9 protein-coding genes are annotated in these 12,733 nt (G+C 32.3%); 5 read left to right on the top strand and 4 right to left on the bottom strand.

Annotated elements, in window-relative coordinates; all coding sequences use genetic code 11:
* Positions 1-100: 100 nt before the first annotated feature.
* Positions 101-469, bottom strand: a complete 369-nt coding sequence (locus G530_RS16420) for a hypothetical protein (RefSeq protein ID WP_035715680.1) — start codon at positions 467-469, stop codon at positions 101-103.
* 408 nt (positions 470-877) lie between these two features.
* Here G530_RS16420 and G530_RS0101235 point away from each other — a divergent pair, with 408 nt between their 5' ends.
* From G530_RS0101235 to G530_RS0101250, 4 genes are read left to right on the top strand one after another with little or no spacing between them, the layout of a single operon-like run.
* Positions 878-5,779, top strand: coding sequence for a DEAD/DEAH box helicase (locus G530_RS0101235; RefSeq protein ID WP_026932796.1), 4,902 nt, complete (start codon positions 878-880; stop codon positions 5,777-5,779).
* Positions 5,780-5,825: 46 nt separating this feature from the next.
* Positions 5,826-7,688, top strand: coding sequence for a DUF262 domain-containing protein (locus G530_RS16425; protein ID WP_051199637.1), 1,863 nt, complete (start codon positions 5,826-5,828; stop codon positions 7,686-7,688).
* A 45-nt stretch (positions 7,689-7,733) separates the two neighbouring features.
* On the top strand, positions 7,734-9,089 hold the full coding sequence (locus G530_RS0101245) for a toll/interleukin-1 receptor domain-containing protein (RefSeq protein ID WP_035715682.1): 1,356 nt from the start codon (positions 7,734-7,736) through the stop codon (positions 9,087-9,089).
* Entirely contained in the window at positions 9,079-10,590 is a 1,512-nt protein-coding gene (locus G530_RS0101250) for an argonaute/piwi family protein (RefSeq protein WP_205619184.1), read from the top strand. Before G530_RS0101245 ends, G530_RS0101250 begins: the two co-directional genes overlap by 11 nt.
* 90 nt (positions 10,591-10,680) lie before the next feature.
* Here the strand turns inward: G530_RS0101250 and G530_RS0101255 are convergent, their stop codons facing one another.
* The 3 genes from G530_RS0101255 to G530_RS0101265 are packed head-to-tail and all read right to left on the bottom strand — an operon-like array spanning position 10,681 to position 12,387.
* Positions 10,681-11,175 carry a hypothetical protein gene (locus G530_RS0101255; RefSeq protein WP_026932799.1) on the bottom strand — a complete coding sequence of 165 codons (495 nt, stop codon included), beginning with the start codon at positions 11,173-11,175 and terminating at the stop codon, positions 10,681-10,683.
* 26 nt (positions 11,176-11,201) lie between these two features.
* On the bottom strand, positions 11,202-11,915 hold the full coding sequence (locus G530_RS0101260) for a hypothetical protein (RefSeq protein ID WP_026932800.1): 714 nt from the start codon (positions 11,913-11,915) through the stop codon (positions 11,202-11,204).
* A gap of 19 nt (positions 11,916-11,934) precedes the next feature.
* Positions 11,935-12,387: a hypothetical protein gene (locus G530_RS0101265; RefSeq protein WP_026932801.1), complete on the bottom strand. Its 453-nt coding sequence runs from the start codon at positions 12,385-12,387 to the stop codon at positions 11,935-11,937.
* A gap of 84 nt (positions 12,388-12,471) precedes the next feature.
* On the opposite strand from G530_RS0101265, the gene G530_RS0101270 reads away from it, so the two are divergent.
* Positions 12,472-12,702: a helix-turn-helix domain-containing protein gene (locus tag G530_RS0101270; protein ID WP_026932802.1), complete on the top strand. Its 231-nt coding sequence runs from the start codon at positions 12,472-12,474 to the stop codon at positions 12,700-12,702.
* Positions 12,703-12,733: the final 31 nt, after the last annotated feature.

The following is a 12,733-nucleotide window of genomic DNA, read 5'->3' on the forward strand; positions in this document are numbered from 1 at the left end:
GTTGTCACCAATTCATGTACAATGAATCAACGCAACCATTAGACATAAAAAAAGAGAGTCCTGAATAGAACTCCCTTTAATTCTTATTTGTAGATGTTTTCTAAATCACATTTTCTTCTGCAACTAAATTATTTTCGATTGCATCATTCTGATGTAACTCTTCTTCTTTTTCTCCTTCACCAATAAATACGCTTCTTTTAGTATATAAAGAAACTTCTCCAGTCTGGGAGTTAATCATTTCATAAGGCTCAACCTCTACTTTTTTGATTGTACCTGGTATCTCAGTACCAATTAAACCTTTACAGGTATTTTCATCGAAAGTACAAGATACACGAGCAGTTTTAGCAGTAAAGTAGGTTTGACCTGTTTCCTTACTCTTAACTGCTTCTAGCCCTCCCTGAACAATTAGAACATGAAATTTTTTCTCATCCTCATTCTCGAATGTTTTGTAATCAACAATTGTAACCATAGTTTTTTCAATTTATAAGATTATATGAGGACTATTCCCCAATGCTTTAGATGAGTGGGGGTTGAGCCCGCAGGGCATTTAGGTTTTTGAAGTAATTTATTTATGTCAATTATACTTCTCATCCATTTAAAGACGGGGATAGACCCAAAAATTATTTGGATGGGGGGTGGGTATTCTAGATTATGGTGCGTTCGCTTTAAAAAAGTCCTTGAAAATTTTTTAAAAAAAAATTAATAGGTTCTCCAATTCTCCAAAATAACCTGACGTATCCTTGTCAACTTTTTTGTTGATTACTTATGGGGTATCTGAACTAATTAAATTGCATGTTTCGAAAAGTAATGTTAAAATTGTAAGGCTTAAATTGCTCCATCCCTACTCCGCAATTGCCCTAATTTAACCATTGCTTATATGTCCTTCCAGAAAGTACTTGAGAAATACCGAAAATATTCATTTTCAGAAAGAGATAAAGGTGAACGCTTTGAAAGATTGATTCAGGCTTATTTACAAACTGACCCAAAATATTCTAATCAGTTTAAATATGTTTGGTTATGGAATGAGTTCCCAGGAAAAAAAGATTTCGGAGGGAAAGATACAGGAATAGATTTAGTGGGATTAACCTTTGAAGGTGACTACTGGGCTATTCAGTGTAAATGCTTTCAGGAGAGCTCAACTATAGATAAAAATGCTGTAGATTCCTTTCTATCTACATCAAGTAGAAGTTTTAAAAATGAGAGTTTTCTAACTACTGAATTTTCAAATAGGCTATGGGTTTCTACTACAAATAAATGGGGAGTAAACGCAGAGGAAACCATAAAAAATCAAAATCCTCCTGTTACTCGTATAAACCTTAACGAATTACAGGAAGCTCCAGTAGATTGGGAAAAATTAGAAAATGGTATTTCTGGAGACTTAGCACGTAAAGAAAAGCACACACTTAGAACTCATCAAACTCAGGCTTTAGAGAAAACTCATGAGCACTTTAAAGAAAATGACAGAGGGAAGTTAATAATGGCTTGTGGTACTGGTAAAACTTTTACGTCTTTAAAAATTGCTGAAAATGAAACTAAGGGTGAAGGACTTGTTTTATTTCTTGTTCCTTCTATTGCATTATTAGGACAAACATTAAGTGAATGGTCCGCAAATTCAGAATATGCTATAAACCCAATCTGTATATGTTCTGATTCTAGGATAACCAAGAAACACTCTAAAGCTGACGATTCAACCATAATGAGTGTTGTTGATTTGGCACTCCCTGCTTCTACGAATGTTCCAACTATAGTAAAGCAGTTTAAAGGATTAGAGGCTTCTAACAAAAAAGGGATGACTGTTGTATTCAGCACATATCAGTCAATAGATGTAATAGCTGCTGCACAAAAAGAATTAAAGCAACAACATAAAATCAATGCTGAATTTGATTTAATCATCTGTGATGAAGCTCACCGTACCACTGGTACTGCATTAACAGCAGAAGACTCTTCACATTTTATAAAAGTTCATGACAATGAATTCTTAGAAGGAAAGAAAAGGCTTTACATGACTGCCACTCCTAGGCTATATAGTGATGATTCAAAGTCTAAAGCTGCTCAAAATGACGCTATAATCTGCTCAATGGATGATACATCTTTATATGGAGAAGAAATCTATAGGATTGGTTTTGGTGAAGCTGTTCAAAATGATTTATTATCAGATTATAAAGTACTCATACTTACGCTAAGTGATGCTGATGTACCACCTGCAATTCAAGCTATGGTAGCAAATTCAGACCAGGAAATTAATTCTGATGATGCTTCAAAGCTAATAGGCTGTATAAATGCTCTTTCTAAACAAGTATTAGGTGACGAAGGATTGATAAAATCCAGTGACCCCAACCCTATGAAAAGGGCTGTAGCATTCTGCCAAAACATCAATGTTTCTCGTAAAATAACCCGAACATTTAATGATGTATCTGAACAATACTTAGATTCCATCCCACTTACAAAAAGAGAGAACCTGGTAACAGTTTCCTCAAAACACATAGATGGAAGTATGTCTGCTCCTGAAAGGGATGATTTATTAGGTTGGCTAAAATCTACTTCTGCTGGTACTAATGAATCTAGAATATTAACTAATGTACGCTGTCTTAGTGAAGGTGTTGATGTCCCTTCACTTGATGCAGTAATGTTTTTATCAGCTAGAAATTCACAGGTTGATGTAGTTCAATCTGTTGGAAGAGTAATGAGGAGGGCTAAGGGTAAAAATTATGGTTATATAATAATACCAGTGGTTGTTCCTTCTAATATAGAAGCTTCTGAAGCCTTGAACGATAATGAGCGCTTTAAAGTTGTTTGGAGTGTACTAAATGCATTAAGAGCTCATGATGATAGGTTTAATGCTACTATCAATAAAATAGACCTCAATAAGAAAAAACCTAAACAGATACTAATAGGTAGACCTACTCCTCCTGATTATGTAGAAGGAGAAGAAGGGACTGGCAGTTTTGGAGAATCTGGGGAATCTTATGGTAAATTAGATAATCAATTGGCAATACAGTTTGAGCAATTACAAAGTGTAATGTATGCCCGAATGGTTAAAAAAGTTGGTGATAGAAGGTATTGGGAACAATGGGCTAGTAGTGTTGCTGAAATTGCAGAGAAACAGGTCGAAAGAATTAATAATCTAATTGAAGAAGATGGAGAACATAAAAAATCTTTTGAACAATTTTTAAAAGGATTACAACAAAATATTAATCCAGCTATATCCCAACAGCAAGCGGTTGAAATGCTTTCACAACACATTATAACAAAACCTGTTTTTGAAGCTCTTTTTGAGGGATATTCTTTTGTAAAAAGCAATCCTATTTCTGTTTCGATGCAGACTATGCTTGATTTATTAGAAAAACAGGCGATAGAAAAGGATACAGAAGTACTTGAAAAATTCTATGATTCTGTACGAAGAAGAGCTGAGGGCATAGACAATGCAGAAGGGAAACAACGTATTATTATAGAGTTATATGATAAGTTCTTTAAAACAGCTTTTCCTAAAATGGTTGAACAGCTAGGTATCGTTTATACCCCTGTTGAAGTAGTAGATTTTATTATCCACTCTGTAAATGATATTCTAAAAAAAGAATTTGGTAGAGGTATATCCGATGAAAACGTTCATATTTTAGACCCATTTACTGGAACTGGAACATTTATGACTCGTCTTCTTCAAAGTGGATTAATAAGTAAAAAAGACCTGGCTAGAAAATACAAACATGAATTACATGCTAATGAATTAGTCCTTCTTGCCTACTATATTGCAGCTGTTAATATTGAAAACACATATCATGATTTATTAGGTAAGGACGAAGAATATGAAACCTTTGAAGGTATAGTCCTTACAGATACTTTCCAATTAGGTGAAACACAATCTGGTGAAAAACTTTTTTCTGAAATGTTTCCAAAAAATTCAGAAAGAGTAGAAGCTCAAAGAAAAGCTCCCATTCGAGTAATAATTGGAAATCCTCCATATTCCATAGGACAAAAATCTGCAAATGATAACGCCGCCAATCAAGGCTATGAAAAATTAGATTCTCGCATTTCAGAAACGTATGCTAAAGATAGTAACGCTACATCTGTTAAAGCTCTCTACGACGCCTACATCAAAGCGTTCAGATGGTCTTCAGATAGATTAGATAGTGATAATGGAGGTGTGATTTGTTTCGTTTCAAACGGAGCTTGGCTCGATTCAAATGGCATGGATGGTTTTAGGAAACGGATGGAGAAAGAATTTTCATCTATTTATGTTTTCAACTTACGAGGAAACCAACGTACTTCTGGAGAATTATCGAGAAAAGAGGGGGGAAAGATATTTGGTTCTGGGTCGCGGACACCTATATCCATTACTTTACTTATTAAAAATCCTAATCACAAAGGAAGTGCACAAGTTCAGTATCATGATATTGGTGATTACCTAAGTAGAGAAGAAAAGTTGAAAATTATTTCTAATTACAGTACAATACAAAACGTTGATTGGAAAACTATAAATCCTAATGAACATGGTGACTGGTTAAATCAAAGGAGTATAGGTTTTGAAGAGTTCCCTCCTATTCAAGCAGATAAAAAGTTTAACTTAAAAAGTAATTCATTTTTTCTAACCCATTCTTTGGGTACCGCCACCTCAAGGGATGCTTGGGTTTTTAATTTTTCAAAGTTAAAGGTTAAAGAAAATATGGTTAGAATGATTGATTTTTACAATCAACAAAGACTAGATTATCAAAAAGCATCACTCAATAATGATAATTTACATTTCGACCAGTTTATCTCAAATGATTCTACAAAAATTAGTTGGAATTACTCTCTTAAGAGGTCTTGCGAACAAAATAAAGAGCGAGCTTATGAAGCTTCTGAAATGATAAAGGGGCTATACAGGCCTTTTACAAAAATGAACCTTTATTTTGATAAAAATTTTATCCAACGTCCTTATCAACAACCAAAATTTTTTCCTCTACCAGCAGTTGAAAATAAACTTATTTGCTTATCAGGATTAGGGTCTAATAAGAGTTTTTCTTGTTTGATGAGCAGTAATATTCCAAGTCTTGATACAATAGAAAAGGCTCAATGTTTCCCCCTTTATTATTATGAATTAAACGAGCAAGCTCAAGGAAGCCTTTTCGATGAAAACACTAAGTCTAAATATCACAGGAGGGATGGAATTAGCAACTTCATATTGGATAGGGCTAAAAATCAATACGGAAAAAATGTCGTCAAGGAAGATATCTTCTATTATGTATATGGAATCTTACATTCTTATGATTATCGCAACACTTTTGCTAATGATTTAAAGAAAATGCTTCCGAGAATTCCATTAGTAGATGAACCCAGAGATTTCTGGAAATTTAGTAAAGCTGGCAGAAATTTAGCAGATTTACATATGAAATATGAAGATGTTCTTCCATTTGAAGAGGTTGAAATCAACCATCTACAAGAAAATAGCAAGGGAGATGATTATGCATATTACAGAGTACAAAAACTAAAATTCCCCAAGAAAAATCAAAAAGATAAGATTATATACAACAGTCGAATAGTGCTTGAGAATATTCCTGAGAAGGCTTATGAGTATATTGTAAATGGTAAAAGTGCAATTGAATGGATAATGGATAGATATCAGGTAAAGAATGATAAGAAAAGTGGAATTAAAAATGACCCTAATAATTGGTCTAAAGAGGTAGAAAATCCAAAATATATTCTAGATTTACTCCTAAGCGTTATAAACGTCAGCGTTCAAACTGTAGATATTGTAAATGGCTTGCCTGAATTAAAATTTGAAGAGGAAATGGAGGCTGTTTAAACAACCTGCCATTACCAAGATATTAACTAAATAAACCTTTCCCGAAATGATTCAAAATACTGATAACAAACCACTATCAGAGTTATTTAGTGGTGACAACAATGTTACATATTACATACCAAAATATCAACGAGAATATGTTTGGAGTAAATGGAACTGGGAGGCTTTATTTGATGATATCCTGGAAAGTGAAGGAGGACATTTTTTAGGTTCTATTATCTGCATAAACACTGAAACAGATTCGCACAAACCAGCAAATTTAGAGCTTGTAGATGGTCAGCAGAGAATGACAACTATAAGTCTATTATACCTAGCTATCTATAAGTTTCTTCAAAACACTCTAGTTCCAACTGAAGATGAAGAAAAAGAACTGGATAATAAACTAAAATTATTTAGCCTCAGGAATAGAATTATAATCAAGGACAAGAAAAAACCAAGGTTATCACCTTCTTATTCTAACCATAATTTTGAAGATTATAGTTGGATTTTTGCAGATAACATATCCGAATTAAAACACATTAAGAAACCTAAAAATTTAGGGAATAGAAGAATAAAAAAGACCTTCAACTATTTTTATGATAGACTTTCAGAGGTAGATGAAAATGATGAACCATTATATGATTTTAAAAGCGCTTTAGCATTATTAAATAAACTTAATAGTGCTACTATAGTAAAAATAGATGTTGCTACTCATGCAGATGCTTTCACATTGTTTGAAACCCTAAATAACCGAGGAGTTCCTCTTTCTGCTATAGATATTATTAAAAATAAATTGCTTGGGCATTTAGAAAAAACAGAAGATGAAACAAGTCTTGATGCTAACTATAATAGATGGAATGATATAATTCAAAATTTAACTGAAGAATATAAAGTACAGGAAAGATTTTTAAGGCAGTTCTATAATGCATTTAAACTTGAAAAAGTTATTGAAGTACCTAAAATACCTAAAGCATTACGTTCTAATCTTATTACGATTTATGAGTCATTAATAAATAAAGATGTTCATACCATATTTGATAGATTAGAAGAGGCCTCAGAAATTTACAATAAAAATATAGTCTACAACTCAGACGAACATTCTTTTGAGCTTATAAGAGCTCTGAGGGATTTGGAAAATGTAAATGGAGCTGATGGTTATATGCTACTACTTCATGTAGAAAAAAATTATACAATTGCAGAGAAGGAAAAAATTCAGCTGATTAAATTACTCTGCAAATATTTCATAAGAAGAAATGTTACTGATACACCGCCTACAAGAGATTTAACCAATCACTTTATGGATATTATCAAAGAGGTTAATAATCTTGATGAATATGATTATGAGAAAGTAGAGTCAATTATTCTGGATAAAGGTAAACCTGCTACAGATGAATTTTTTGAAGAGAAATTAAAAGGTAATATTTACGAAGAAAATGTAGGCGCCACTAGATATATCTTGTCTTCAATTGAACTAGATAAAAAAGAAACAAAAGAATTATACACCAACTTTTACGCAAGAGATAAGAAGAAATTTGTCTGGACTATTGAACATATATTCCCTCAGGGAGAAAATATACCTGAGCACTGGATAAAAATGGTTGCCGATGGAGATAAAACTGAGGCAGACCAAATAAGAAGAAATCAAGTACATAAATTAGGGAATCTTACCCTAACGGGCTACAATTCTAGATTAAGCAATTCTCCACTTGATATTAAACAGAATAAGAAAAATAAAGAAGGAAAATTCATAGGATTTAAAAATGGTCTATGGATAAATGAAGCCATTAAAGATATTGATGCATGGAAAGAAGAAAATATAATGAAAAGAACCGATAAATTAGTTAGTGAGGCATTAAGGATTTTCAGATTAAATGAGGGGGCAGAAAAAACAGAGAAAAAAGTTGACGTCAAGTTGTCAAGTTTAAATTGAGTATTTCCCACACCCTATATAATAACCCGATTAAAACTTCTTAGTTTGGATAGAGATACAATTTTTATAAGCCATGCAACTCCTGAGGATAATAGCTTTACAATTTGGCTTGCTTCCAGATTAAAAAGTCTAGGCTATAAAGTTTGGATAGATAAAGAGGGTCTATTAGGGGGTGAGACATTCTGGCAAGAAATTGATGGGATTATAAGAAATAGAGCGGTAAAATTCCTATTAGTTTATAGCAATAATATCTGCTATAATCAGGAACCAGGCAACCTAAAGTCTGGAATTAGAGATGAATTAGAATTAGGAAAAAGTATTGGGAGAAAAAATGGCTTAAAAGATTTTATAATCCCTTTAAAAATTGATGATTCTCCGTATGATTTATTTGTAGGAGCTAACACTTTAAATCATATACATTTCGCTGATAATTGGGCAGAGGGTTTAAAAATTTTAATTCAAAAACTTAAAAAAGACAATATTCCCAATCAATCTAATGAAAGCACAGTAATTAGCGAATGGTTTGAAAATGAATACACCAGTAGTAAAGGTATTATACCTAAAGAAGAACTCTATTATTCTTCTTGGTGGAGTTTTGAAGAATTACCTGAGAATATTTATATAAATAGATACGACAATAAAAATCAGGCTGAATGCATTTATTCTTTGAATTCCTCAATTCCAATAGGAAAAATATCTAATGTATTAACCACCTTCTCAGATAAGCTTGAAAATATAGTAATTAGTGATAGCGGTGAAGAATTTACAGTTGAACCAAAAGAATCTTATACCTTCAATCTTGCAGAGGTATTACTAGGAACGGAGAGAAATGCTTTTCCTACCGATAGAGACATTCAAAATCATTTTAAGAAACTCCTTAGAAGAACCTTTCACCTCTTAATGAGAAAACAAGGCTTATATTGGTACTCAATGTCAGGCAAAAATCTCTCCTATTATTTTCCAAAAGATTTATTACCTAAGGACCAAGTTTATTTTAAATATCCCATCAAAAAAGGAGGAAAAAAAAGAAAGAAGCTTCTAGGAAAACATAAAAGCCTGAAATGGCATTACTCTATTTCGCAAATACCTATTCTAAATCCCATTTTAGGCTATAGCATCAAACATCATTTAATATTTACATCTGATGGCCATAAGCCTTTAGATGATAATAAAACGATGCATTCCAATAGAAGAGCTAAAGGAAAAAGATTCTTTAATGAAGAATGGAGAGATTTACAGTTAGCATTTATACAAGGATTAAAGAACAGAAAGGGTCAAATATCAATTGAATCAGGAGCAGCACAAAAAATTGTAATGAAAGAGTACCCAGAATATTATTGGGCAGAATTTGGCTATAATGAACCAACTAAAGAGCTACAAGTAGAAGATAATGACAACTGATTTATTTCATATTGAGGAACCGAAACTAACCTTTGGTTATAAACAGAAAATGATTGACCCGCGAGACGGAATCACCTTATTTGGTCCTAATTCTAATCATAAAATTTCAGGTAAAATTAATATTGGAGTAATTGGCACGGAAATATCACGTGAAAGGATGATTTCTTACCTGCAGAAAATCCATAAACCTGTTGAAAGTTTAGATAATGATAAAGCTAGGCCAATGTTCCCAGGCTTAGAAGCTGCCTATGGTATTAATATAAATTTTGAAAATATTGCTTCTATTAATGTCCCTACTGAAGATATAGAAGAGTTCTTGCATTATACCGACAGCCACCAAAGGGTTCACAACTTAACTAATCTATTTGCAGATAAAATTTTTAACTATGTAAGAAGGGAAGAGAATCCAGTAACTATTTGGTTTATTGTCATACCCAAAGAAATTTACTTATATGGGCGACCTAATTCAAGAATACCTTCATCAGATGAGAATATAAAAATTGGATTAAAAAAGAATGAAAGAAATTCTCAACAGGTCTCATTATTTTTTCAAGATGAAAATAAGAAATTACAGGAGGCATATAAGTATCAGGTGAATTTCCATAATCAGCTAAAAGCTAAACTCTTACAAGAAAAAATAATTTCACAAATTATCATCGAGGACAAAATAGCTTATGAAGAAATTTGGGATGATGAAACTAAGATAGATTCTGAGAAGAAATTTGATTCCGCTAAAGCCTGGAATATCTCAACTACCTTATATTATAAGTGTGGTGGTTTGCCTTGGAAATTAGGAGATGTGAGAAATGGAGTATGTTATTTAGGATTAGTATTTAAAAGATTGAATGAGGACGCCAATCATAAAAATGCTTGCTGTGCTGCCCAAATGTTTTTGGATTCTGGAGATGGGATGGTATTTCGGGGTAACGTAGGTCCTTGGTTTAATCCTGCTAAAAATGAATTTCACTTAAGTAAAGATGATGCATTTGAAATAATTTCTCAATCTTTAGAAGCTTTTAAAGATTATTCAGGAGATTATCCTAAAGAAGTATTTATCCATGCAAAAACATATTTTGAGAATGCAGAATGGAAGGGATTTACTGATGCTACAGAAGGTAAGAGTAAAATAATTGGTATTAGAATAAGAGACGATTCTGCTTTTAAGTTGCATCGAAATTTTTCCTATTGTGTTCCACGAGGGAGTGTAATGTCAATTAATTCTGACAAGGCTTATGTATGGACTCGTGGATTTATTCCTCGTTTGCAAACCCAGTTAGGTCTGGAAGTACCGAATCCTTTAAGTGTTGAAATTACAAGAGGTGAAAGTAATATCAGAGACGTTTGTAAAGACATACTAGCATTAACTAAATTGAACTATAACACTTGCTCATATGGTGATGGAATACCTGTCACTTTAAAATTTGCAGAATCAATCGGAGAAATTCTTACTGCTGGTAAGGACGTAAAGTCATCAGTTCTTCCCTTCAAACACTATATATAAATTGTTGAAAAAACTTGACATTTCTATGTCAACTTAGAAGGTCAAAAAAAACCCTCTACAAAAATGAAGAGGGATTCTAATAAGACTATTTTAATTTATTACAATTCTATCTATCAATTTATTTAGTTCAGAGCTATTTAATTCATTAGTCGTCAAATTAAAAATGTAACTTTTTTGTTTATAGAGTAATATTATAGAAGTGTTTTTAAATTTATTTCCAGAATAAGTCAAGTAAGATTCAGTTTTTAAAGCCTTCCTTTGGTTATTCAATTTAATATATTCGGCATTTTCACCATTTGCAATAGAATTACTCCTTGCCGATTGTAAAAACTCATCCTTAAAAACTTGAAGGGAACTTCCAGTAAAACCTTTCATTTCTTCAAACAGATTTTGAACAGTAATTGAATACTGAAAAATCTTGTTATCGGATTTTTGTATAACACAGCTGTAATTATTCTGATTTCCCAAATTTCTGGTATACTCCAACTCACAAGGAGTATCTATTACTATTCCTTCAATTTTATTTTTTGTTTGACCAAAACTTAAGATTGGAATTAATATTCCTAAAAAGAAGATTTTTCTCATGTTTGTAAATATTTATCTTTTGCTATTTAGTTCATACTTATAGGTACAAACTTAAATTTGAGGTTCTTAATTGGTTTTTCTTTCGAATAATTCTTTAGAGAGTAATTAAATGTACTCGTTTCTAAGTCTAACAATAGACCACCAGGAATAACTTGACCCGACCATTTATTATAAACATTAGGTTCTTCATAAGGTACTTTTTCTATAGGGTCTATATTAGAGTATTCTTCTGGATTGTAGAATTTCATAAATATATCTGCTCCTCTTTTCTTGTACTTGGTAAGATTGTTAGAAATTTCTATTTCATCAAGAGCTTCTCCTTCTGCTATAATCTGCTGGTAATCCTCATTAGTCAATTCTGAATCATCAAATTCATCTAACTCCTGGTAGCCAACAAATCCTTTAGAGGTGAAAAACATGACATAATATATAGGGTTATCTACCCCTTTATTTATTGAAGCTAGATAATATCCATCTCTCCTCAAATCATACTTATACAAAGAATTTCTTGCCGAGGAATCACCAATATTATTTTTTGTAGATGGATTCTCTTGATTACTGGAAGATTCATTTACTTTATCGATAATAAGACCAATAATATAGCCCCAGAATACACCATTTACAATTCCAACAAAGAAAATCATACCAACATCTAAGGATGAATCTGAGCCTAAAAATGCAAATGTCAGTATTGTGGAAATAATGGCTCCTATCCACCAGGAGTAATTGACAGCTTTCATAATTTTTATAATTTATAGGTTAATAAATGCTATAGGTAACAATCGGAATAATAATTAAAAGGAATGTTAGCATACAACCTGAGTTTTTAACAGGACTTCCCGTTTGTGACCTGCTAACTCTTTGACGTGTAAAATTCATTACTAATTGAGCGTGGTCTGGATTCGCATTATGCTTGTTCATCACTTCTGCAATAGTGGTAATCCAATCTTCCACAGGCATATCTCTATATATACTATCCCCTGTAGTTTTAGCCTTTTCAGTTAGGCCTTTGTAAGTGGCGAAAGAGACATATACAAAGTCCTCATGCTTATTGAGATTGATATAGATATCACCTAATCTATTACCGAAAACTATATAAGACATGATGTGGGAATAGACGTTAGAATTACTTTTAAACAAAGTTAAATCGGTGGTATCCTTCATTTGAGCTATTGCTGTAGCATAGTTTGGAAATTCATTTTCTAATTTCATTTTTGATTAGTTGGTTAGATTTTGACAATAAAAATAGGCAAATATGCCTATAATATAAATATGAAGCTCCACGACTTTTAACTCGTGGAATATTTAAATGAGAAAGACTTTTTAATTGCATTCGGTAAAAACCTAAGAATAGTTAGAAAAGCCCAAGGTTTTACCCAAGCACAACTAGCCAATGACATTGGCGTAGAAATCTCTCAAATCAGTAGAATTGAAAGAGGGATAATAAATACATCTGTAGGGAATGCAAATGCTATCGCTAAAGCACTAAAAGTAGATATAAAGGACTTATTCTTCCTAAAAAATTAGTTTATAAGGTTTTAAAGATATACTTTTTTAT

Source organism: Christiangramia echinicola DSM 19838 (assembly GCF_000423065.1).
Classification (GTDB): Bacteria; Bacteroidota; Bacteroidia; order Flavobacteriales; family Flavobacteriaceae; genus Christiangramia; species Christiangramia echinicola.

Bases quoted from the DNA above. Each gene is read 5' to 3' on its own strand.
- G530_RS0101265 (WP_026932801.1), bottom strand. From the start codon at position 12,387: ATGAAATTAGAAAATGAATTTCCAAACTATGCTACAGCAATAGCTCAA.
- G530_RS0101235 (WP_026932796.1), top strand. From the start codon at position 878: ATGTCCTTCCAGAAAGTACTTGAGAAATACCGAAAATATTCATTTTCA.
- G530_RS0101260 (WP_026932800.1), bottom strand. From the start codon at position 11,915: ATGAAAGCTGTCAATTACTCCTGGTGGATAGGAGCCATTATTTCCACA.
- G530_RS16420 (WP_035715680.1), bottom strand. From the start codon at position 469: ATGGTTACAATTGTTGATTACAAAACATTCGAGAATGAGGATGAGAAA.
- G530_RS0101255 (WP_026932799.1), bottom strand. From the start codon at position 11,175: ATGAGAAAAATCTTCTTTTTAGGAATATTAATTCCAATCTTAAGTTTT.
- G530_RS0101250 (WP_205619184.1), top strand. From the start codon at position 9,079: ATGACAACTGATTTATTTCATATTGAGGAACCGAAACTAACCTTTGGT.
- G530_RS16425 (WP_051199637.1), top strand. From the start codon at position 5,826: ATGATTCAAAATACTGATAACAAACCACTATCAGAGTTATTTAGTGGT.